This window comes from Shewanella sp. 10N.7 (genome assembly GCF_020806285.1).
In the GTDB taxonomy this organism is placed as follows: Bacteria; Pseudomonadota; Gammaproteobacteria; order Enterobacterales; family Shewanellaceae; genus Shewanella; species Shewanella electrodiphila.
In genome coordinates, this window is sequence record NZ_JAJGZS010000025.1 from 40,762 (window position 1) to 62,020 (window position 21,259).

At 41.8% G+C, this 21,259-nt stretch carries 23 protein-coding genes; 20 read left to right on the top strand and 3 right to left on the bottom strand.

What is annotated here, in order from left to right:
• Positions 1-199 precede the first annotated feature (199 nt).
• The 8 genes from zapE (at position 200) to rlmB (ending at position 8,321) form a co-directional block, all read left to right on the top strand.
• Entirely contained in the window at positions 200-1,312 is a 1,113-nt protein-coding gene (gene zapE / locus LMH66_RS15575) for a cell division protein ZapE (RefSeq protein WP_102528013.1), read from the top strand.
• Positions 1,313-1,668: 356 nt separating this feature from the next.
• Positions 1,669-2,100 carry a 50S ribosomal protein L13 gene (gene rplM / locus LMH66_RS15580; RefSeq protein ID WP_102528012.1) on the top strand — a complete coding sequence of 144 codons (432 nt, stop codon included), beginning with the start codon at positions 1,669-1,671 and terminating at the stop codon, positions 2,098-2,100.
• A 15-nt stretch (positions 2,101-2,115) separates the two neighbouring features.
• A complete protein-coding gene (gene rpsI / locus LMH66_RS15585) occupies positions 2,116-2,508 on the top strand; it encodes a 30S ribosomal protein S9 (protein ID WP_102528011.1) in 393 nt (130 codons plus the stop codon).
• Positions 2,509-2,665: 157 nt separating this feature from the next.
• Positions 2,666-2,854, top strand: a complete 189-nt coding sequence (locus LMH66_RS15590; protein WP_229371090.1) for a DUF2065 domain-containing protein — start codon at positions 2,666-2,668, stop codon at positions 2,852-2,854.
• A 67-nt stretch (positions 2,855-2,921) separates the two neighbouring features.
• Positions 2,922-4,217 carry an adenylosuccinate synthase gene (locus LMH66_RS15595; protein ID WP_229371092.1) on the top strand — a complete coding sequence of 432 codons (1,296 nt, stop codon included), beginning with the start codon at positions 2,922-2,924 and terminating at the stop codon, positions 4,215-4,217.
• A 239-nt stretch (positions 4,218-4,456) separates the two neighbouring features.
• Positions 4,457-5,068, top strand: a complete 612-nt coding sequence (locus tag LMH66_RS15600) for a tetratricopeptide repeat protein (RefSeq protein ID WP_229371094.1) — start codon at positions 4,457-4,459, stop codon at positions 5,066-5,068.
• Positions 5,069-5,110: 42 nt separating this feature from the next.
• A complete protein-coding gene (gene rnr / locus LMH66_RS15605) occupies positions 5,111-7,576 on the top strand; it encodes a ribonuclease R (RefSeq protein ID WP_229371096.1) in 2,466 nt (821 codons plus the stop codon).
• Positions 7,577-7,580: 4 nt separating this feature from the next.
• On the top strand, positions 7,581-8,321 hold the full coding sequence (rlmB, locus tag LMH66_RS15610; protein WP_229371098.1) for a 23S rRNA (guanosine(2251)-2'-O)-methyltransferase RlmB: 741 nt from the start codon (positions 7,581-7,583) through the stop codon (positions 8,319-8,321).
• A 71-nt stretch (positions 8,322-8,392) separates the two neighbouring features.
• Here the strand turns inward: rlmB and LMH66_RS15615 are convergent, their stop codons facing one another.
• A complete protein-coding gene (locus LMH66_RS15615) occupies positions 8,393-9,136 on the bottom strand; it encodes a DUF481 domain-containing protein (RefSeq protein WP_102528005.1) in 744 nt (247 codons plus the stop codon).
• Positions 9,137-9,475: 339 nt separating this feature from the next.
• Here LMH66_RS15615 and rpsF point away from each other — a divergent pair, with 339 nt between their 5' ends.
• From rpsF to rplI, 4 genes are read left to right on the top strand one after another with little or no spacing between them, the layout of a single operon-like run.
• Positions 9,476-9,880: a 30S ribosomal protein S6 gene (gene rpsF / locus LMH66_RS15620; RefSeq protein ID WP_055023456.1), complete on the top strand. Its 405-nt coding sequence runs from the start codon at positions 9,476-9,478 to the stop codon at positions 9,878-9,880.
• Positions 9,881-9,887: 7 nt separating this feature from the next.
• Complete coding sequence (gene priB, locus LMH66_RS15625; protein ID WP_102528004.1) at positions 9,888-10,190, top strand: primosomal replication protein N; 303 nt, start codon at positions 9,888-9,890, stop codon at positions 10,188-10,190.
• 12 nt (positions 10,191-10,202) lie between these two features.
• Positions 10,203-10,430 carry a 30S ribosomal protein S18 gene (gene rpsR / locus LMH66_RS15630; RefSeq protein ID WP_055023454.1) on the top strand — a complete coding sequence of 76 codons (228 nt, stop codon included), beginning with the start codon at positions 10,203-10,205 and terminating at the stop codon, positions 10,428-10,430.
• A gap of 28 nt (positions 10,431-10,458) precedes the next feature.
• On the top strand, positions 10,459-10,911 hold the full coding sequence (gene rplI / locus LMH66_RS15635) for a 50S ribosomal protein L9 (protein WP_102528003.1): 453 nt from the start codon (positions 10,459-10,461) through the stop codon (positions 10,909-10,911).
• A 288-nt stretch (positions 10,912-11,199) separates the two neighbouring features.
• On the opposite strand, the gene LMH66_RS15640 is transcribed toward rplI, so the two are convergent.
• Positions 11,200-13,398 (bottom strand): S46 family peptidase, encoded by a 2,199-nt coding sequence (locus LMH66_RS15640; protein WP_229371100.1) that lies wholly within the window; start codon positions 13,396-13,398, stop codon positions 11,200-11,202.
• Positions 13,399-13,528: 130 nt separating this feature from the next.
• Here LMH66_RS15640 and dnaB point away from each other — a divergent pair, with 130 nt between their 5' ends.
• The 7 genes from dnaB to LMH66_RS15675 all read left to right on the top strand — a co-directional run bounded on the left by dnaB (position 13,529) and on the right by LMH66_RS15675 (position 19,778).
• Positions 13,529-14,938, top strand: coding sequence for a replicative DNA helicase (dnaB, locus tag LMH66_RS15645; protein ID WP_102528049.1), 1,410 nt, complete (start codon positions 13,529-13,531; stop codon positions 14,936-14,938).
• Between the two features lie 134 nt (positions 14,939-15,072).
• On the top strand, positions 15,073-16,152 hold the full coding sequence (gene alr / locus LMH66_RS15650; protein WP_229371102.1) for an alanine racemase: 1,080 nt from the start codon (positions 15,073-15,075) through the stop codon (positions 16,150-16,152).
• A gap of 72 nt (positions 16,153-16,224) precedes the next feature.
• The gene (locus LMH66_RS15655) at positions 16,225-17,547 is read left to right on the top strand and encodes an outer membrane protein assembly factor (RefSeq protein ID WP_229371103.1); all 1,323 of its coding nucleotides are present in this window, start codon (positions 16,225-16,227) and stop codon (positions 17,545-17,547) included.
• A 180-nt stretch (positions 17,548-17,727) separates the two neighbouring features.
• A complete protein-coding gene (gene dusA / locus LMH66_RS15660; protein ID WP_267869197.1) occupies positions 17,728-18,747 on the top strand; it encodes a tRNA dihydrouridine(20/20a) synthase DusA in 1,020 nt (339 codons plus the stop codon).
• Positions 18,748-19,032: 285 nt separating this feature from the next.
• Positions 19,033-19,392, top strand: a complete 360-nt coding sequence (locus LMH66_RS15665; RefSeq protein WP_102527995.1) for a hypothetical protein — start codon at positions 19,033-19,035, stop codon at positions 19,390-19,392.
• Between the two features lie 3 nt (positions 19,393-19,395).
• Complete coding sequence (locus LMH66_RS15670) at positions 19,396-19,575, top strand: hypothetical protein (RefSeq protein ID WP_229371105.1); 180 nt, start codon at positions 19,396-19,398, stop codon at positions 19,573-19,575.
• Positions 19,572-19,778, top strand: coding sequence for a PspC domain-containing protein (locus tag LMH66_RS15675; protein ID WP_102527993.1), 207 nt, complete (start codon positions 19,572-19,574; stop codon positions 19,776-19,778). Before LMH66_RS15670 ends, LMH66_RS15675 begins: the two co-directional genes overlap by 4 nt.
• A 215-nt stretch (positions 19,779-19,993) precedes the next feature.
• Here the strand turns inward: LMH66_RS15675 and LMH66_RS15680 are convergent, their stop codons facing one another.
• Complete coding sequence (locus LMH66_RS15680; RefSeq protein ID WP_229371107.1) at positions 19,994-20,731, bottom strand: enoyl-CoA hydratase; 738 nt, start codon at positions 20,729-20,731, stop codon at positions 19,994-19,996.
• A 35-nt stretch (positions 20,732-20,766) separates the two neighbouring features.
• Here LMH66_RS15680 and LMH66_RS15685 point away from each other — a divergent pair, with 35 nt between their 5' ends.
• Complete coding sequence (locus tag LMH66_RS15685; RefSeq protein ID WP_229371110.1) at positions 20,767-21,252, top strand: copper chaperone PCu(A)C; 486 nt, start codon at positions 20,767-20,769, stop codon at positions 21,250-21,252.
• The last annotated feature ends 7 nt before the right edge of the window (positions 21,253-21,259 follow it).

The window sequence follows — 21,259 nt, forward strand, 5'->3', positions numbered from 1 at the left end:
AAAAGTTTACAGTTATCGCCTTTGATCAAATTTAATCTGATAATCGTACATGGTATATATAACCTCGGAGTCTACGCTGTTTCAATAAGTTCAGCCTATATTAACAAAGGTTAATTTTTTGTAGTTAAAAACGTTACCTCAATTGTAGCTGCATGCTATGATTGTTTCGAATTTTCAGCAGTATAAGAGAGTCGTACTTGTGTCGCAGTTAAGCCCTTGGCAGCATTACCAGCAAGATTTAACCCGTGATGGTTTTTCTCACGATATAGCACAAGAGCAAGCGGTAAAATCGCTACAACGGGTTTATGAAGAAGTCATTGCTGCCGATGTCCAACCTTCAGGTATTGGCAAGTTGTTTAGTGCGATAGGATTGAAAAAATCCGACTCATCGATTCAAGGGCTGTATTTATGGGGTGGAGTAGGGCGCGGTAAAACCTACTTGATGGATACCTTTTATGATGCACTGCCTACAGATAAAAAATTGCGTGCACATTTCCATCGTTTTATGCACCAGTTGCATCATGACCTCGGTGAAATGGAAGGGGTACAAGATCCGCTCATTAGCATTGCTAAGAAAATGGCGCAGCAATATAAGATAATCTGCTTTGATGAATTTTTTGTCTCAGACATTACCGACGCGATGTTACTGGGCACCTTATTCCAATATCTCTTCAAAGAAGGTGTTGCCTTAGTGGCGACCTCTAATATTATTCCTGACGACTTATATAAGAACGGTTTACAACGCGCACGGTTCTTACCTGCAATTAAACTGATTAATGAGCATTGTGAAATATTAAATGTCGATTCGGGAATTGATTACCGTTTACGTACTCTTGAACAAGCAGAGATTTATCATTTCCCATTGGATCAGCAAGCGGATACCAATTTAATCACTTACTTTGGTCAACTCGCGCCAGAATCAGAAGTGCTTACAGGTTCTATTGAAATTGAAGGCCGTGAGATTGCTATTCGCCAACAATCTCAAGGTGTCTTATTAGCTAACTTTAGAGACTTATGTGATGGTCCTCGTTCGCAACGTGACTATATGGAAGTGGCGAGGCTGTATCACACTGTTTTAGTGAGTGGCCTCGAGCAAATGGGGTCTTCAACCACAGGTGACGATATCGCGAGGCGCTTTTTGGCCATGGTCGATGAATTTTACGAACGTAATGTAAAACTGATTATTTCTGCAGAAGTCTCATTAGAAGATATCTATACCGATGGCTTATTAAGCTTTGAGTTTAGGCGCTGCCGTTCAAGACTGATTGAAATGCAGTCTCATGACTATTTAACTTTAGAGCATCTTCCTTAAATAGGGCATATATCAAATTGCTATTTAGGTTTACTTAGATAGGTAACTTATTCGCTAGCTATATTTGAGTTGACAGGCTTGAGTGTTTATTGAACAACTCATGTCGGTGGGATAGTGAATATTCAGCATAAAATCCAGAAATCACCTTCATAGGTGATTTTTTTATAATTATGAAAAAATTAGATGATTTTTAACTCAAGTTTGTCTATAATCCGCCACCTGCCCTCGTTACTCCACCGAATTTGGGTGGAAGATTTAAACCAATTTCAGCTCGAAGGGGCTTTGAAATGGTCATTGTGTTGATTGCATGTGCAGTCAGCATTGAGACAGAATTTTAATCATTGGGTTTTTGTAAAATGAAGACTACATTTACTGCTACACCAGAAACAGTCACACGTGACTGGTTCGTCGTTGATGCTGAAGGTAAAACTTTAGGTCGTATCGCTACTGAAATTGCTACTCGTTTACGCGGTAAGCATAAGCCAGAGTATACTCCTCATGTTGACACTGGTGACTACATCATCGTTATTAACGCTGAGAAAGTTACAGTGACTGGTAACAAAGCTAAAGGCAAAGTTTACTACTCACATTCAGGTTTCATCGGTGGTATCAAGCAGATTACTTTTGAAAAGCTGCAAGATCATAAGCCTGAGATGATTATCGAGAAAGCAGTTAAGGGTATGTTACCAAAAGGTCCTTTGGGCCGCGCTATGTTCCGTAAACTTAAAGTTTACTCTGGCGCTGAACATAACCACGCTGCACAACAACCACAAGTTCTTGATATCTAATCCGGGAGTAAGCTAATGTCTGCAACTCAGTACTACGGCACTGGCCGTCGTAAAACATCAACTGCTCGCGTATTCGCTAAAGCAGGTAGTGGTCAAATCGTTGTTAACCAACGTCCACTAGATGTATATTTTGGTCGTGAAACTGCTCGTATGGTTGTTCGTCAACCACTTGAGCTAGTTGAAATGACAGATAAACTTGACATCTATGTAACTGTTAAAGGCGGTGGAACCACTGGCCAAGCAGGTGCAATTCGTCACGGTATTACTCGTGCATTGCTTCAGTTAGACGAAGCTCTACGTCCTTCTTTACGCGGCGCTGGTTTCGTTACCCGTGATGCTCGTAAAGTTGAGCGTAAGAAAGTTGGTCTACGTAAAGCACGTCGTAAGCCACAATTCTCAAAACGTTAATTCGTTTTTGGAATTCAAAAAGCCCAGCTATATGCTGGGTTTTTTATTGCCTTTTTTTTATCAAATACAGCTATGATACAAAATGATAATGGTGTTTCATTTGTTTGATGCTGCCACTGTTCTGTTGTTGAGTTAATAATAAATTGTGGGATGAATGATGGATTTTCAAGTGTGGATGTTTGCGATTGGTTTAGTTTTGGTTTTAGAAGGGATTGGACCGTTACTATTTCCACTGCAATGGAAAAAATATTTAGCTGAGATTTCGAGCCAAAATAAGAATGTTCTCAGGAGGTTAGGTGGATCATTGGTGTCTGCTGGCATAGTACTATTAATAATTTTCGCATAAAATACTTGCAATACACCCCCAAAAATCTGTTAAAATTCGCCTTTATACCGCAACCTTGCAGCAGACGATGGGCAAAAACGTAGTAGTACTCGGCACTCAATGGGGTGACGAAGGAAAAGGTAAGATTGTCGACCTTCTAACAGAACAGGCAAAATATGTAGTTCGTTACCAAGGCGGCCACAATGCTGGTCATACTCTTGTTATCGACGGCGATAAAACAGTACTTCATTTGATTCCGTCAGGGATCTTACGCGACAATGTGAAATGCATTATCGGTAATGGTGTAGTGCTCGCTCCCGATGCTTTGATGAAAGAGATCAACATGCTTAAAGAGCGTGGTGTTCCTGTCGAAGAGCGTCTTCTTATTTCAGAAGCATGTCCACTAATTCTACCTTTCCATTGTGCTCTTGATGTGGCTCGCGAAAAAGCGCGCGGCAATCAAGCTATCGGTACAACGGGTCGTGGTATTGGTCCAGCTTATGAAGATAAAATTTCTCGTCGTGGTCTTCGCGTAGGTGATTTGTTCAATGCTGAACTTTTCGCTGTTAAGCTAAAAGAAGTGATGAAATATCACAACTTCATGCTAACCGAATACTATGATTGTGAAGCTGTTGACTATCAAACAACGCTAGATGATGCATTAGCTATTGCTGATTATCTGAAAAGCATGTGTACTGATGTGACTGAATTACTAGATACTGCCCGTAAAGCGGGTGAGCCAATCTTGTTTGAAGGCGCACAAGGTACATTACTTGATATCGACCATGGTACATACCCATATGTGACTTCATCAAACACTACAGCAGGTGGCGTAGCTACTGGTTCTGGTTTTGGTCCTCGCCACTTAGATTATGTATTAGGTATCATGAAAGCTTACACCACTCGTGTAGGTGCTGGTCCATTCCCAACAGAGCTTGAGAATGAGATTGGTGACTACTTAGGCCATAAAGGTCAAGAGTTCGGTGCTACAACTGGTCGTAAACGTCGTCCAGGTTGGTTAGATGCTGTGGCAATGCGCCGTGCAGTTCAAATCAACAGTGTAAGCGGCTTCTGTCTAACCAAACTTGACGTTCTAGATGGCCTAGAAGAAGTTAAGATTTGTGTTGGTTACCAGTATCCAGATGGGTCTGTTGAAACAGTGACTCCTTTAGCTGCTGAAGGTTACGAGCAGGTAACACCTGTTTTCGAAACTATGCCAGGCTGGAGCGAAACCACTTTCGGTGCGACATCAATTGAGCAACTGCCACAAGCAGCACTTAATTATATTGCGCGTATCGAAGAGTTACTTGAAGCGCCAGTTGATATCGTATCAACGGGTCCTGACAGAAACGAAACAATCGTATTAGTTAATCCATTTAACTAACACATTGAAGGCCGCTAATTAGCGGCCTTTTTATTGTGTAGTTGACCTAGTTTTATTGATTGAAAATTTACATCGAACATTCACTGTTATCCTCCAGTTACCTTCGTCATTTTCTCCTATCTAATACAAGCGATTCAGTTTTCTATTGTGTTGAATAATTGCGGTTTGTGCAGTTAATACTCAAGAATTGAGCTATAATGCCGATGCATTGAGTAACTAAAGTGTCATTGAGAATCGTTATGCTGCGTTTAAGTTTATTGTTGTTGTGTTTTATTCCATATATTACCGTTGCCGAAATGGCTTCAGTGGATATTTATAATGATGAGCAATTACTTAAATTGATCCGAACGAATCAATATTTACAGCAAGTTAAAGCCGATGATTGCCAGCTAGTACAAGACATCGAAGCGAGAGCCGAAGTGCTAAAGCAGCCCATGTATCAATTCTTATGGGGTGAGATGCTTAATCATGGTGTTTGTGTGCCGCAGCATGCATCCAGAGGCATGAAACAATTACAAATTGCTGCAGAGCAAGGTAGCGCAGAGACGATGCTAAAACTGGCCGAGTATTACTATCACGGTAAAATGGTAGTCAAAGATAAAAATCGTGCAGTGCAGTATGTGATGCCTGCTGCTGCTAATGGCGATGTGCCAGCACGATTAATGTTAGTTCGCCTTTTTGGCGAAGGTTATGGTAGCCCTGTAGATTACAAGTTAGGTTACCATTGGTTATATAACAGCGTATTTAATGATGAAGCGACACAGAAAAAAGCGTCTTCATTATTGCAGACATTAGCCGCTAAGATGCCCGCGAGTATAGTCGCGCGAGCACAGCAGCCGCAGCTGCACTAAACGCTAATACTCCAACATTGGAGTAAATTATTTGGAAATTGAATGATCAACGATCCTCATTTTGAGAGAGAGCAAGACAAGTACGAAAACCCAATCCCTAGCCGTGAATACATCTTAGAGTATTTACGCGCCCAGAAATCACCTGTGACTAGAGAGCACATTGCCGCAGCATTAAACATGGTCGATGAAGATCATCTTGAAGCGTTAAGAAGACGTTTGCGTGCAATGGAGCGTGATGGACAACTGGTTTACACCCGCGGACATAGCTATGGTTTACCTGAAAAGATGGATTTACTTTCAGGCAGCGTGATTGGTCACCGAGATGGATTTGGATTTTTTAAATCTGATGAAGGCGGAGATGACTTATTTATTAATAACCGCGATATGCAGATGTATTTTCATGGCGATAAAGTCCTAGCACAAAAAGCGGGCTCAGATCGTCGTGGACGTCGTGAAGCACGTATTGTACGTCTAGTTCAGCAACGGGCAGCACCATTAGTAGGTCGCTATCACGTTGATGCTGGCATGGCATTTGTGATTGCTGATGATAGACGTATTACCCAAGAAATCTTAATTGCTAAAGAAGACAGCAATGGCGCTCGCGCAGGCGACGTGGTTGTTGTTGAGTTAACCCGCAGACCTGGCCGCTTTGTTAAAGCCGCTGCGAAAGTCACTGAAGTACTTGGTAAAACGATGGCCCCCGGTATGGAAATTGAAATTGCACTGCGCAATTATGATTTACCCCATAAATGGTCATCAGTGATTGAGAAAAAACTCAAGCGCATTCCTGATGAAGTACCAGAGTCTGATAAGCAAGGTCGAGTCGATTTACGTCACTTACCTTTAGTGACGATTGATGGTGAAGATGCACGTGATTTTGATGATGCAGTTTATGCTGAGACAAAACCTAGCGGTGGCTGGCGTTTATGGGTAGCGATTGCAGATGTGAGTCATTATGTGCGCACTGATTCTGCATTAGATGAAGAGGCGCGTGCCCGTGGTAACTCGGTGTACTTCCCATCGCAAGTTATTCCAATGCTGCCAGAGAAAATTTCCAACGGCTTATGTTCGCTTAATCCGCATGTTGACCGTTTATGTATGGTCGCAGAAATGACAATTTCAGCGGCGGGTAAGTTATCTGGCTATAAGTTTTATCCTGCAGTGATGCATTCACATGCAAGATTTACTTATACCCAAGTCGCAGCAATGCTCGAAGGCGGCGAAATCGCGCCTGAGCATGAAGCACTATTCCCGCATCTTCAATGTTTACAGTCTCTGTATTTAACTTTGAACGAGCGTAGAGCTGAACGCGGTGCAATTGCATTTGAAACCGTTGAAACCCAGTTCATCTTTAATGAACAACGTAAGATTGAAGCGATTGTGCCCCGTGGACGTAACCAAGCTCATAAGATTATTGAAGAGTGCATGATCCTCGCAAACGTCGCTTCTGCTAAGTTTGTGAAGAAACATAAAGGTGAAGTGCTATATCGTGTCCATGAAGCGCCATCTGAAACTAAGCTAGCAAACTTTAAAGAGTTTTTAGCTGAACGCGGATTATCAATGAATGGCGGTGATGAACCGACACCATCTGATTATCAAGATGTGATGCTGAAAATTGCTGATAGACCGGATGCAGAACTGATTCAAATCATGTTACTGCGTTCAATGCGCCAAGCAGTATATAGCCCTGATGATGATGGTCACTTTGGGTTAGCATTAACCGAATACTCGCATTTCACTTCGCCAATTCGACGCTATCCAGATCTGGTGTTGCACCGTGTGATCCGCTACCTGTTAGCTGCACAAGATGCCAATGTTAAGGATAAATGGACTCCTGAAGGGGGTTATCATTATGACCTTGAAGAGTTGGATAAGTTAGGCGAGGAATGTTCAACGACTGAACGCCGTGCAGATGAAGCGACGCGTGATGTAGCTGATTGGCTTAAATGCGAATACATGCAAGATCATGTTGGTGATGATTTTGAAGCAGTTATCGCTTCGGTAACAAGCTTTGGTTTATTTGTGAGGCTGAAAGATCTCTACATCGATGGCTTGGTGCATATTTCAAGTTTAGTCAGTGATTACTACCAATTTGATCCAATGCGTCAACGTTTGATTGGTGAAAACACCAAGAACGTATATCAAGTGGGCGATGAAGTGAATGTAAAAGTGGCCGCAGTTAACTTGGATGATCGTCAAATAGACCTTATCATGCTTGGCGATCACGGGAAAAGCCGTAAAAAAGCTAATCGTAAACCGTTAACAGCACGTGAACGCGCTAAAGCGGGGGCTGGAAAATCTGGTTCAAGCAAGTCAGGAGCGGGTAAAGATAGTTCTGATGCTAAAGATGAGAAAAGTGGGGCAAAACGTAGCCCAAGTACTAAAAAGCCACGTTCTAAATCTAGCGCTAAGAAAAAAAGTGCAGGAAAATCATCTAAAAAACCAGCAAACAGCTCAGCTACAACAGCTGCAAAAAAACCAACTAAAGCAAAGCGTAAGAGAAAATAAGTAAATGAAAAAACAAGATATCATTTTTGGCATACATGCTGTTGAAGCTTTGCTACGAAATGCACCAGAGCGTGTGATTGAATTATGGGTAGTACAGGGACGCGAAGATGAACGTGTTCTGCCATTAATTAACACTGCAAACCAATATGGTGTTTCTGTGCAGCGCTCTGGACGTAAAGTGCTTGATGACAAATCAGCAAGTAGCCAACATCAAGGTATTGTCGCACGAGTGAAACCAGCCAAAATACTCACTGAAAATGATTTAGATGCCTTGCTTGAAAAAACAGAGCAGCCATTTCTACTTATTCTTGATGGTGTTACCGACCCTCATAACCTTGGTGCATGTTTGCGAAATGCGGATGCTGCAGGGGTTCAAGGTATTATTGTACCAAAGGATAATTCAGTTGGTTTAACTGCAACCGTGAGTAAAGTGGCATGTGGCGCAGCTGAAACTGTTCCTTTGTTTCAAGTGACTAATCTTGCCCGCACTATGCGCCATATTCAGCAAAAAGGTGTGTGGATTATTGGTGCTGCAGGTGAAGCAGATTGTGAATTGTACCAAGCCGACTTAAAAGGTCCACTTGCTATCGCAATGGGCGCTGAAGATAAAGGTTTGCGCCGCCTAACACGTGAAAGCTGCGATTCAATCGTATCTATCCCAATGGCGGGTAGTGTTTCAAGTTTAAATGTATCTGTTGCAACGGGTATTTGTTTATTTGAAGCGGTGCGCCAGCGTAAAGGCTAATCTTGCTAAGATAAATTATCAGCATTAAAAAACGGGCTTATGCCCGTTTTTATTTGCTTTGAATTTGAATGCTACTGGAAAGTATAAAGCAGGTTAAACGTGGTAATGGTATCGGTTTTAAAACTGTCTTCAGGAACAACGGCGGTGTACTTAACATTAACGCCAATTTTAAATGCCCAATCCTGTAAAAAGGTATTTTTATAACTTAAATCTAAAGTCAGGGTATTGTTGTCTTCACCGACTTCTGAGGTGAGATCGGCATTTAAACTGGTATATTCCTGTAGCTTGACCGAATACTTTGCTGCAGTACGTAAAATGATGTCTTGGTTGGCTTCTGGATTTAAATCGGAATCGGTGGCTTTAGGCAAATCATAACGATAACCAGGACCCACTTCTAAACTGAGTTTGGTTTGGTAATTGGAAATAATATCGAAACCGTAACCAGCAGATATCGTTGACAGTTTGGTATAACTACCAAAATCATCCCAAGTGAATTCCCCGCGTCCGAATACATAACCGCTATCCAGTTTATAACTAGATTGCGCGTAAAGATCATATTTTTCAGCTGTCGTCGATTCATCATCAGCTGCATAGTAGGCTTTTAAGGTTAATTCTTGTCGGGCTTTTTCAGTGTCGTAATTTAAGTAAGTACGGCCATTGAAGTTTTGCGACTGGTTGTTACCGGTGTTTAGTTGCATTCCCGCTTCAATTTCAGCGTTAAAGTCACTTGGTGGCTCTTTGTAATCTGGTGGTACTAATGCCCATGCAGAAGATGAGGCGAGCAAAGTAGAAGTAAAAATGATGACTTTATTCATTACGCTTATCTATGGGTTGTTATGAGGAACGCCTGGAATACGGATGAAGCGTCATAATACCTGTATTCGTGTAGGCTGCAAAGCAATCCGTTACTTAAACACTGTCTTGAAGGGTTAAGTTATTCATTTTTATATCGTATTTATGTGTTGTTAAGTTAAAAGACAGTCTCACTTTTAGTAGAGACTAAACGAATAGACTTGATGGCAAAGTATTACTTGAGTTTGCTGTTGTGTTTATGTACTATGTCGCGCTCAAATCAGTCATTTAATTTCGTTCCTTGCCTCCAACTTGGTCTGACTGAGCCACACGTGAGGCTAATTAACCGTAAGGAGCAATAAATGCGTCATTATGAAATCGTATTTATGGTTCACCCAGATCAAAGTGAACAAGTCCCAGGTATGATCGAGCGTTACAGCAGTGTAATTACTGATGCTAACGGTACTATCAGCCGTCTAGAAGATTGGGGTCGTCGTCAATTGGCTTACCCAATTCAAGACCTACATAAAGCTCACTATGTTCTTATGAACGTAGAAGCAACTGCAGAGTCTATCGAAGAGTTAGAAACAGCTTTCCGTTTCAATGACGCTGTTCTGCGTAACATGGTAATGCGCACTAAAACTGCTGTTACTGAAGCTTCTCCAATGGCTAAAGCAAAAGATGAGCGTGATTCACGTCGTGCTCCTACTGCTGCACCAGCTGCTGAAAAAGAAGTTGAAGCAAGCGCTGAAGAATCTGCTGAATAATTAATCTGTGGTTAATCACTTAGTATTGTCAGGAACGATAACTCGTTCTAAGCGGTTTGATAGCCCAAGCGGGATTCCACATAAGGTAATCACGTTAGAGCACAAAGCGCAGCGGTATGAAGGCCAGATGTTGAGAAACGTTTATTGCCTCATCCAAGTCATATTAAGTGGACAACGTTTTAATAGCGTTACAGAAGAATTAAAAGCAGGCGTGCAGGTCCAAGTTGAAGGGTTTATCTCTATGCAGCAAGGACGAAATGGCCAAAATAAATTGGTTATGCACGCCGAAAATGTCGAATTGAAAACTTAGGAGACTGTCAACATGGCACGTTATTTCCGTCGTCGCAAGTTCTGTCGTTTCACCTCTGAAGGTGTTGCAGAAATTGATTACAAAGATATCGTTACTTTAAAAAACTACGTAACAGAAAGCGGTAAGATTGTTCCTAGCCGTATCACTGGTACTAGTGCTAAATATCAACGCCAACTAGCTCGCGCGATTAAGCGTGCTCGTTATCTTTCTCTACTGCCTTACACTGATTTACATCAGTAATCGCAGTATTAATCAGAGGAATTAGATAATGAACGTTATTCTGCTTGATAAAATCGCTAACCTTGGAAACCTAGGTGACCAAGTTTCAGTTAAAGCCGGTTACGCACGTAACTTCCTTTTGCCACAAGGCAAAGCTGTTGTTGCTAATGACGAAAACGTTAAAGTTTTCGAAGCACGTCGCGCTGAATTAGAAGCTAAATTAGCTGCTGAATTAGGTGTTTGTGCTGCACGAGCTGAAAAGCTTGCTGCATTAGAAGCAGTTGTTATCGCTTCTAAAGCTGGTGACGAAGGTAAACTATTCGGTTCAGTTGGTACTCGCGACATCGCTGATGCAGTTACTGCTGCTGGCGTTGAGCTTGCTAAAGCTGAAGTACGTCTACCTTTAGGTGCTTTACGCACTTTAGGTGACTTCGAAGTTGAAGTTCAGCTTCACACTGAAGTTAAAGCTGTTGTTAAAGTTTCTGTTGTTGCAGAAGACTAATAGCAATTTGCTTTAAAGAAAACACCGCCAATTGGCGGTGTTTTTTTATGTCTGGAATATGTAAAATTGCAATGTGATGGGCTGCATACTTTGATTTGAAATAATGCAATAAAAGTAATTTGGACGAATGTAATCTGGACTTACACTGGCAAAAAATTCAGGCAAAAAATTCAGGCAAAAAACTCAGGTAAAAAGTTCAGGCAAAAAGTTCAGGCAAAAAGCTCATGAAAAAGACGCATAAAAAAAGGCACTTTGATAAAAGTGCCTTTTGTTTCATGAACAAGAGAATTAGTCTCTGACTAACTCTAACTCATCCATTAAGTTTTGTGCATTATCAACCTTATCCATCATCCAAAGGATATAGCGGAAGTCGACATGGACTGCGCGGGTAATGGTTGGATTGAAGAACCAATCTTTAGTAATTGCTTCGTAAGTTGAATCAAAGTTCAAACCAACTAACTCACCTTTACCGTTGAATACCGGCGAACCTGAGTTGCCACCTGTAGTATCAACACTTGATAAGAAGTTAACCGGTACTGAGTTAAACTCTTCTGGTTTATCAAGACACGAGAACAAGCTGCAAATCCATGAGCGAGGATCTTGATAGACAGACGCAACAGTATGGTTGCCATAGTCATTAGTTGCGATTGCATCTAATAACTTCTTCGGCGCGTTATAAGGCGCTTCACCAGTGTGCTTACCTACAATGCCTTCTAAGCGTGTAAACGGCTGCTTGTAAAGTGCATCTCTTGATTGGTAACCATCTACCATGCCGTATGTAATACGTAAGGTACGGTTTGCATCTGGATACACAGGCCAATCATTGGCTTTGTAGTAAGCAATAATGGCTTCCATATATTCTGGGCGTGCAGTAGACAACTCACCTTTTAATGTGTTTTCTGCTTTCTCTTGCGCCATATTGGTGTCGTGCAGTGCAACAGCTAAACGGATAAATGGATCAGAACTGGTTTCAAATGCTTGTGCATCTTGTTCCATCCAAGCAAGTCGTTGCTCTTTATCAGTAAGACCTGTTAAAGCGTAGTAGCCATCTAATTTTGCTGATAGTGCCTCTGAATCAGAGATTTTATTCAGTGCATCATCTAAAATTGCCACGCGCTGGCTTTGTGCCATGTATGCATTTAAATCTTGAAGCCATAGCGTTTTATCAACAGATACATCAAAACTGCGTTCTAAGCGTGTTAAGTTAGCGGCGAACATTTTCATGTCGCGCTCTTGAAAGCCTTGTTCACGTTTTGCGTCAGGGAGCTGTTTTTCTTTCGCTAAACGATACAGTTTTTTCGCTGCTGACAATAACGAACTTGATTGCGCATTATTGAAAAAGTAATCCGTTTGAACTTGAGTTTGCTGCTTGGCAAGCAGCGCTTCTAATTCAGTGATTAAGTTCTGATTCGCTTGAGTGTCTTTTTTCAGCCAAGTTAAGAAATCATTCTCACGATCTTGCTTAATGCCGACAATATCAGTGGCTTTAAAGCCATCTAACAAGCCGTTAAGTTTCTTCATACGGTTAGCCATTGACGCAAGGCTGCCAGCATATTTTATCGCGATAGTATTATTATCTGCCGCCATTTGATTAATGGTGTCGATTTGTAGCTGATAGCGCTTGGCGTAAGTTGGATACATCCAATCACTAGCAAACTCTAATTCACTGGTTAGACGATAACGACTGGTAGAACCTGGGTAACCAGCAGCAAAGACTCCGTCACCTGCTTTAACGCCGTCAGCATTAATTTTTAAAAAGCTCTTAGGCTCAAACGGTACGTTGTCTTCAGCATAGCTTGCTGGTTTACCGTCTTTGCCAACGTAAGCACGTAAGAAAGTAAAGTCGCCTGAGTGGCGAGGGTATTCGTAATTATCGATGTCACCGCCAAAAGCGCCGACGCTTTCTGGTGGTGCATAGACTAGGCGAACATCCCGAATAATCAGCTGTTTAATTAAGTAGTACTCTAAACCGTTATGGAAACTACTAACCGAACAGCGGTAGTTTTCATCGGTTTCACATTCTTTAATGAGCGCTTTGCGGTTTGATTGAATATCTTCGTATCGCGCAAGCGGCTCATTACTTAAATCGGCATTTACTTGTTTAGTGACATCCGTTACGGCTTCAGTAATGTATAATCGCTCGTTTGGACCCGCTGAAGGTTCTTCTGCTTTAGTATTGGCAAGAAAGCCATCGGCCAAGTAATTATGTTCTGTTTTACTGTTATATTGTATTGCTCGGTAGGCACAATGATGATTGGTAACAACTAGACCTTGGGGCGAAACGAAACTGGCGGTACAATAGCCGAGGCCGACAACCGCATTCATTGGGTATTGGGTTAGATCTGCAAGTTGTTTTGCAGGAATTTCGATGCCACGTTGTGCTAATTTATCTGCGATAGAAGGCATTTGATAGGGTTGCCATTGGCCTTCATCGGCATGGGCTAGCCCGGAAGACAGCACAAGGGCTGCAACGAGTGCAATACGCATGTTCTTTCCTTAAATATTATTATTGTTAGTCCGCATGAGCGGTAATGTTGCACATTTTAAGGTGCAACATGTTTGCATGACCTCGGTGTTATACCATATTTTACAAACAGGTTGGGAATTGGGAGTTTTAATGTCACAAAAAGGTCCTTTTAAGGCTAAAGAAAGGTTAAGAGATGCACAAGTTGATGCGCTCAAATTACCGCCTCACTCTATTGAAGCTGAACAGTCTGTTTTAGGTGGCTTGATGCTCGATGCTGAAGCTTGGGACAGAGTCTCAGAGGCTATCGTGGCAGATGATTTCTATTCTCGCTCTCACCGAATGATTTATGCGGCGATGAGCCGTCTTGTTGAAACCGGCCAACCTATCGATTTGATTACGGTATCTGAGCGACTTGAAGTTGAAGATCAGCTTGAAGATGCCGGTGGTTTTGCCTATTTAGGTGAGATTGCTAAAAACACCCCAAGTGCCGGTAACATTTTATCGTATGCCGATATCGTGCGTGAGCGTGCGGTTGTGCGTGACATGATTGGTGTTGCCCATGAAATTGCCGATGCAGGTTATAACCCAGAAGGGCGTAATTCAGGTGACTTACTCGATTTAGCTGAAACTAAAGTCTTTAAGATTGCTGAGTCCCGTGCCAATGCCAATGAAGGCCCTGAAGGGATTAAATCAATTCTTGAAAAGACCGTCGATAAAATTGAACAGTTATACAATAACCCACATAACGGTGTAACTGGGGTGTCGAGTGGCTTTAGCGACCTAGATAAAATGACCGCAGGTTTTCAATCTGGCGATTTGGTAATTGTGGCAGCACGTCCATCTATGGGTAAAACGACCTTTGCGATGAACTTGTGTGAACAAGCTGCGATGAATGAGGATAAGCCGGTACTTATTTTCAGTTTAGAGATGCCGTCAGAACAGATTATGATGCGTATGCTCGCGTCTTTAGGCCGAGTGGATCAAACTAAAATTCGTACCGGTCAGCTCGATGATGAAGATTGGGCACGTGTGTCATCGACCATGGGTATCATGCTTGAGCAAGGCAAGATGTACATTGATGATGGCTCTGGTTTAACCCCAACAGAAGTACGCAGTCGTGCTCGACGGATTGCCCGTGAGTATGGCGGTTTATCGATGATCATGATCGATTACCTGCAGTTAATGCAAGTGCCTTCATTAAAAGATAACCGTACCTTAGAAATTGCAGAAATTTCTCGCTCACTGAAGTCTCTGGCCAAAGAACTCGAGATTCCAGTTATTGCACTTTCACAGCTTAACCGCTCGCTAGAGCAACGTGCTGATAAGCGACCTGTTAACTCGGATTTACGTGAATCTGGTTCGATTGAGCAAGATGCGGATTTGATCATGTTTATTTATCGTGATGAAGTGTATAACGATGATTCTGAACAAAAAGGTGTCGCGGAAATTATTATTGGTAAACAGCGTAACGGCCCGATTGGTCGAGTGCCTTTGACCTTCCAAGGCCAGTTCTCGCGCTTTGATAATTACTCAGGAACGCAAATATTTGATGAAGATTAATCCTGTTTCATAAATCAGTATTGTGTCTATAAATTGCTATTATCAAACAAGCCTCTGTTAATGAAACAGAGGCTCAATTTTTTGTTTTCATGGTGAAGAACACCTGAATATATTCGTCATTTAAGGTTAATTATTTGAAACCGTTTCCCCGTGCTGAAATTAGTCGCCAGGCTTTACAGGATAACCTTGTCAGGCTGAGAGAGATTGCTCCTAACAGTAAAGTCATGGCAGTGGTTAAAGCTAATGGTTACGGTCATGGCTTACTGAATGTTGCACAGTGTGTGGATAATGCCGATGGATTTGGTTTGGCAAGGCTTGAAGAGGCGCTGCAATTGCGTGAAGGTGGGGTGAAAGCGAAACTGCTATTACTTGAAGGTTGCTTTCGTCAGACAGATCTTCCGTTATTAGTAGAGCATCAAATCGACACCGTAGTTCATCATGAATCTCAGCTTGAGATGCTTGAGAACTCGACATTATCAGCTCCTATCACCGTGTGGCTCAAAGTGGATTCAGGTATGCATCGACTGGGTTTTGGCTTAGAACAGTTCGATGATGTATACCAGCGTTTAATTGATTGCCCCAACGTGAAAAAGCCGGTTCATTTAATGACACACTTTGCCTGTGCTGATGAGCCTGACAATAATCTCACTCAGCAACAAATGGATGCTTTTACTCAACTCATATCTGACCTTCCTGGGGACCGCACTTTAGCAAATTCAGCGGGTACCTTATTTTGGCCTCAAAGCCAATGTGATTGGATAAGACCTGGTATTGCTTTATATGGGGTTTCTCCTGTATTTGGGGATAAGGGGACCCATCACGGTTTACAACCTGCGATGGAGTTAGTATCTAATTTGATTGCTGTACGTGAGCATAAAGCGGGTCAAAGTGTGGGTTATGGTGCGCATTGGACTGCCGATAAAGACACTAAATTAGGTGTGGTCGCGATTGGTTATGGTGATGGTTATCCCCGTAATGCACCTGAAGGAACGCCTGTTTGGTTAAATGGTCGAAGAGTGCCGATTGTTGGCCGCGTATCGATGGACATGCTAACGGTTGATTTAGGCGCAGAAGCGACAGATCAAGTTGGTGATCTTGTACAGTTATGGGGACAAGCACTAGCCGTTGAAGAGGTCGCTGAACATATTGGTACCATCGCTTACGAACTCGTGACCAAACTCACCCCACGAGTGGTTGTCGATTTACAAGAATAAAGCCCTTAGGGGCATCTAGATGTTGCAAGGCTACACACGTTTAACAGTGCCTTGTATTAGAAGGAAGATTGAGTGCAGTTGTATAAAACCGCGCTAGTGACTTACTGCGTTATTTATAGTGGTTGGGCCTTTGCTCAAACACAGCCTATTCAAAGCCTTATGTCAGAAGATACTATTGTATCTGTTGATATTGCGGGCGACGATAAGCAAACAACATCAACGTCAGTTGAGTTAGAAAAGAATAAACAAGCCAAGAATTCAGCCGACAGTTATGATGCAGAATTTGTTGCTGTGCCCATTATATTTTCAACTGAAACGTTGAGTACAACAATTGGTGGTGCAGGTGTCATAAAGCATGCTGGACAAGCTCAAGCCGTTGCACTGGGTATAGGTTTATATTCAGCCAATGACAGCTGGCTAAGTTATGCTGGATTCTACAATTATCAAATTCCCAAACTCGATCAATGGTTATTCAGCGCGGAGTTATTTCGTGGCCATTATGAGCAAGGCATATACTATCTCCCGCAAGCAAACACCGAGACTGAAACTGAACGCATAATCAGTGTAGGCGATGAAGGCTTTTCAAAATTACATATTAAATATGTTTTGCCTATGGCTGGCGGGGCAAACGGCGCTGCAACGTCTCTAGCCAGAAAGAAAAATGCAATAAGCTGGAATCCACTAGAGTCAGGTGTCACATCGATAACTTTGACGCCCTTTAATAAGTATCGCGAACTTGAAGCGCTGGAATATTTACCTGATGAAGCAAATGGCATAGAGCTGGCTTTAGATTGGGATAATCGTGACTCAATGAATAACAGTTCAGAGGGCGGTCAAACCAATCTTACATTAACGCTTGGCAGTGAAGTAAGCGATAACCCAAGTTGGTTTATGTGGGAATTTGAACAAAGTGCTTTTATGTCACTGGGAAGTAATGGCTGGTTTGAAGAACAAGTACTCGCCGCCAACGTCTATATTGCCGATACACCAAGTTGGAATAGCTTTGATGGCGATAGCCAAAGTTACCAGCGTCCCCCAACCTTTGCAGGCGTTTCACTCGGTGGATTTGATAGGTTAAGAGGTTATGACTCGAAGCAGTTTACTGGAAGAAGCGCGGTCAATTATGCGCTAGAATATCGTATGACTCCTCGTTGGCAGCCACTACAAAATTTACCAGTGTTTAATTTATATGATGTGCCTTGGTGGCAGTGGGCATTATTGATTGAAGCGGGAAATGTGAGCGACGAGTTTAGCCTTGATGACTTACACAAAGACATGAAAACCTCTTATGGTGTGAGTGTCCGTTTTGAAGTTGAAGATATTGTTATCAGAAGTGATTTTGTCACTGGTGGTGATGAAAGCCAGTTTTGGGTAATGGTTAATCAGCCTTTTTAATGAAAAGGTTATTTATTACTGCGCTCAGATAGCAGATTAGATATTCATCATTAACAATATTAATTGAAAGCCGCATAGTGATATAATGTGCGGCTGAAATTTTGACTGGTATTAGATTGCATTATGCCGCTTAAACTCAAAATCAATAAGTCGCTGATATTCATCTAAAAGGTACATCTCTTGGCTGCAACAACACTTAACAGATCGCTTTCAATCGCCCCTATGCTTGATTGGACAGATAGGCATTATCGATATTTTGCTAGACTGATGTCGGCACATACTGTGCTTTATACCGAGATGGTGACGACTGGTGCGATTATTCATGGTCAAGGTGATTACTTAGCCTATAACCAAGAAGAACATCCTGTTGCATTGCAGTTAGGTGGCTCGAATCCAAAAGATTTAGCGACGTGTGCCAAATTGGCATTTGAGCGTGGCTATGATGAGATTAACCTTAATGTCGGTTGTCCGTCTGATAGAGTGCAGAACGGACGTTTTGGTGCCTGTTTAATGGGTGAGCCTGCGTTAGTGGCTGAATGTGTTGATGCGATGAAACAAGTGGCCGATATTCCCGTGACAGTTAAAACGAGAATCGGTATTGATGAGCAAGACAGCTACGAGTTTTTGACTGATTTTGTTGATACCGTTAAGGCTGTTGGTTGCGATACGTTCATTGTGCATGCCCGTAAGGCATGGCTACAGGGCTTAAGCCCGAAAGAAAACCGCGAAATACCTGAACTTAACTATGAGCGCGTTTATCAGTTAAAGCGTGATTATGCTGATTTGAACATTAGTATTAATGGCGGTGTTAAAACCTTAGAGGACTCACTGAGCCATTTACAACAACTTGATGGTGTGATGATCGGTCGTGAGGCTTATCAGAACCCGTATTTATTGGCTAAAGTGGATCAGTTGATATACGGCGAAGAAAAGCCGGTTATCACCCGTGAACAAGTGATTGAGCAAATGATGCCTTACATTGAGCAGCATTTAAAAGACGGTGGCAGGTTAAACCATATTACTCGTCACATGATTGGCTTATTCCAGGGGTTACCTGGTTCAAGAGGCTGGCGCAGACATTTAAGTGAGAACGCCCATAAAGCAGGCGCGGGTGTTTCAGTTATATGGGATGCCGTAGCAAGAATGGAGCAGAGTCGTCCGCCAGCGGATGTGACTTTTTACCCTAATAATAATGTGTAAAAGCAACGCGAGATAATTGTTTAAGAAGACCCTTAAACGAGATTTAAAGCGCCAATCATTGGCGCTTTTTTTATGCCGTTAATTTGGCTAATTAAGTTTTAGCTAATTTCACTATTATAGTGGTGAGAATTACTAATTGTTTAATTATTGCTCACTTTTGTTTTTGGCTAAAAATAGTAATTATAATAAAAGCTCTTTAAATTCAGGTGTTAATGAATAATTTAAAACTTGGCACGTAGCTTGTAATAACCATGGTGTTACCCAACAATTGAAAAGGAAGACATCATGTTTAACTCAACTACTAATACAAATGGTTTAATCTCTACAACTAATACTAACGCAAACTCATCAGCAAAAAGTGTATTGAAAAAAGTCGCTTTAGTCGCGTTAATTGCAACTGCAAGTATGAGCGCTCAGGCTAACGATTTAAACAGTCAAGATATGATTGATGTGTTAGAAACGCGTTTAAGTGAAACGGCTTCTGAAATGTTGCAATCAGCAAAACAAGAAATCGTACTTTCGCTTCACAGTCAAATTGCAGAGCAAGCATTTGAGTTAAACAGTTCACTAGAATTAGCTGAAACAGCATCGGATACAGTATCAGAAACAACTACAGATTCTGTATTAGCGAGCAATGAGGACTAATTCATGGATTTAATGATGATTTTTCATTTAGCAGATCCATTAATTTCATTACTTCTGCTTCCCGTGATTAGTTTTATTATTTGTTCGTTACTGATATGTGGGTTGCAGTGGTATCAATTTAAAAGTGTCGATGCAATTTCTGAAGAAATAATCAATTTAGAATTTGCTGGAGAAACAAAATGAACATGTCCGATGTAGAAACGTTTTTAAAGTCAGATAAAAGCATTATATGCGGTGCAGTAAACTCGCTTTCAAAGCAGTTTGGTTGGTCTGTAATGTGGTCTCGTGTGTTAACATTGATTGCTATATTTTTAAGCCCAACGATGGGACTGATTGCTTACTTTGTTACCGCTATTGTCGTAAGCCAGCAAAAAACAAAATATTAATGTTAGGGATGAATTTACCCTAACATCAATTTTCGCTAGTCACGCAGCACAGGAAGAGGTCGTTTTATCACTATCGTACCATCACGATAAAAGTGTTCTTTATTCCTTCCAAGTGCCGCAGTCACCATTTTCAAACAGCGCTTACGAGTCTTATAAAAGTATTCAACTAACGTTAGCAAATAGCTGTTTGGCTCATTAGCGAGTGACACTTAACTCTATCTTTTTAAGAAAGCTTGGAAGCGTGCTTTTGCTTCATCACTTTTTAGTCTTTCGCTAAATACTTCTAACTCAGCTAGCATTTGCTGCTTAACGTCAGCTTGGTTATAGCGCAGAAGCTTTTTAGATGCTTGCAGTGATAATGGCGGTTGATTCGCGAGTTTTTTGGCTTGTTCAAAAACAAAATCGTTTAATTCTGATGACTCAATCACCCGATTGATAATATTTAGTTCGCAAGCCGTTTCTGCCGTAAAGCTTTCGCCTAATAGAATTAATTCAGCTGCTTTTTGTTGGCCAACAATAAGTGGTAACAATAAACTTGAAGCTGCTTCAGGCACCAGGGCTAGATTTACGAAAGGTAATTGAAACTTGGCGCTGTTGTCAGCATAAACTAGGTCGCAATGGAGTAGCATTGTTGTGCCAATACCTACAGCTGCACCAGATACTGCTGCTACGATGGGCTTTTTAAGATTAAGCAGACAATGTAAGAATTGTACTGTCGGATGAGACTCGTTAAGTTCGCCACTGGCGAGGAAATCAGCAATATCATTACCTGAGGTGAAGCAGTTCCCTTCACCGCGTAACATAAAGGTACGAATGTCGTTGTCGCTCTCACCTTGGATCAGGTATTCTGTAAGCTGTTGGTACATTTTAAGATTAAATGCATTACGTTTCTCAGGGCGATTGAAACTGATAATACGTACGCCTTGATCATCCTTAACCTGAATCTGACTCATTCGTTGTTTTCCTTATGGACACGAGTAGGGTGTAAATGGAGTTTATGACATTGAAAGCAATATTCAAACAACTGTTTAGTTTTTTAGCGTTAACCGTATTTTCTTTTTCAGCATCAGCAGGGATAATGCTCAGTGAAGGACATGTAAGAGCGATGCCCGCCAGTGTGCCTAATACAGCAGCATATTTGACATTAATGAACCACTCAGATGATGCTGTAACATTAGTTTCTGTGACAACACCAGTGGCTAAAGAAGCGCAATTACACACTTTGGTTGAAGAGAATGGCATGGTAAAAATGCGTCAAGTTGACGGCTTTGACATTCCATCTCATGGCACCTTAACGCTACAACCATCGGGTAACCATATTATGCTGCTATCATTAACGACGCCGCTAGCGATAGGGGATACAGTTCCTTTAGTGCTGACGTTTAAGGATGGCAAAACATTGGCAATCGAACTGGCGGTAGAAAAAAGGGCGAGTAATGACAAGCAAGAAAGCCATCACCACCATCATCACTAAGGAGTTG

Bases quoted from the DNA above. Each gene is read 5' to 3' on its own strand.
- LMH66_RS15640 (WP_229371100.1), bottom strand. From the start codon at position 13,398: ATGCGTATTGCACTCGTTGCAGCCCTTGTGCTGTCTTCCGGGCTAGCC.
- dnaB (WP_102528049.1), top strand. From the start codon at position 13,529: ATGTCACAAAAAGGTCCTTTTAAGGCTAAAGAAAGGTTAAGAGATGCA.
- LMH66_RS15615 (WP_102528005.1), bottom strand. From the start codon at position 9,136: ATGAATAAAGTCATCATTTTTACTTCTACTTTGCTCGCCTCATCTTCT.
- rplM (WP_102528012.1), top strand. From the start codon at position 1,669: ATGAAGACTACATTTACTGCTACACCAGAAACAGTCACACGTGACTGG.
- LMH66_RS15595 (WP_229371092.1), top strand. From the start codon at position 2,922: ATGGGCAAAAACGTAGTAGTACTCGGCACTCAATGGGGTGACGAAGGA.
- LMH66_RS15675 (WP_102527993.1), top strand. From the start codon at position 19,572: ATGAACATGTCCGATGTAGAAACGTTTTTAAAGTCAGATAAAAGCATT.
- LMH66_RS15685 (WP_229371110.1), top strand. From the start codon at position 20,767: ATGGAGTTTATGACATTGAAAGCAATATTCAAACAACTGTTTAGTTTT.
- rpsR (WP_055023454.1), top strand. From the start codon at position 10,203: ATGGCACGTTATTTCCGTCGTCGCAAGTTCTGTCGTTTCACCTCTGAA.
- rpsF (WP_055023456.1), top strand. From the start codon at position 9,476: ATGCGTCATTATGAAATCGTATTTATGGTTCACCCAGATCAAAGTGAA.
- rlmB (WP_229371098.1), top strand. From the start codon at position 7,581: ATGAAAAAACAAGATATCATTTTTGGCATACATGCTGTTGAAGCTTTG.
- rplI (WP_102528003.1), top strand. From the start codon at position 10,459: ATGAACGTTATTCTGCTTGATAAAATCGCTAACCTTGGAAACCTAGGT.
- LMH66_RS15600 (WP_229371094.1), top strand. From the start codon at position 4,457: ATGCTGCGTTTAAGTTTATTGTTGTTGTGTTTTATTCCATATATTACC.
- rpsI (WP_102528011.1), top strand. From the start codon at position 2,116: ATGTCTGCAACTCAGTACTACGGCACTGGCCGTCGTAAAACATCAACT.
- rnr (WP_229371096.1), top strand. From the start codon at position 5,111: ATGATCAACGATCCTCATTTTGAGAGAGAGCAAGACAAGTACGAAAAC.
- LMH66_RS15665 (WP_102527995.1), top strand. From the start codon at position 19,033: ATGTTTAACTCAACTACTAATACAAATGGTTTAATCTCTACAACTAAT.
- LMH66_RS15590 (WP_229371090.1), top strand. From the start codon at position 2,666: ATGGATTTTCAAGTGTGGATGTTTGCGATTGGTTTAGTTTTGGTTTTA.
- LMH66_RS15670 (WP_229371105.1), top strand. From the start codon at position 19,396: ATGGATTTAATGATGATTTTTCATTTAGCAGATCCATTAATTTCATTA.
- LMH66_RS15680 (WP_229371107.1), bottom strand. From the start codon at position 20,731: ATGAGTCAGATTCAGGTTAAGGATGATCAAGGCGTACGTATTATCAGT.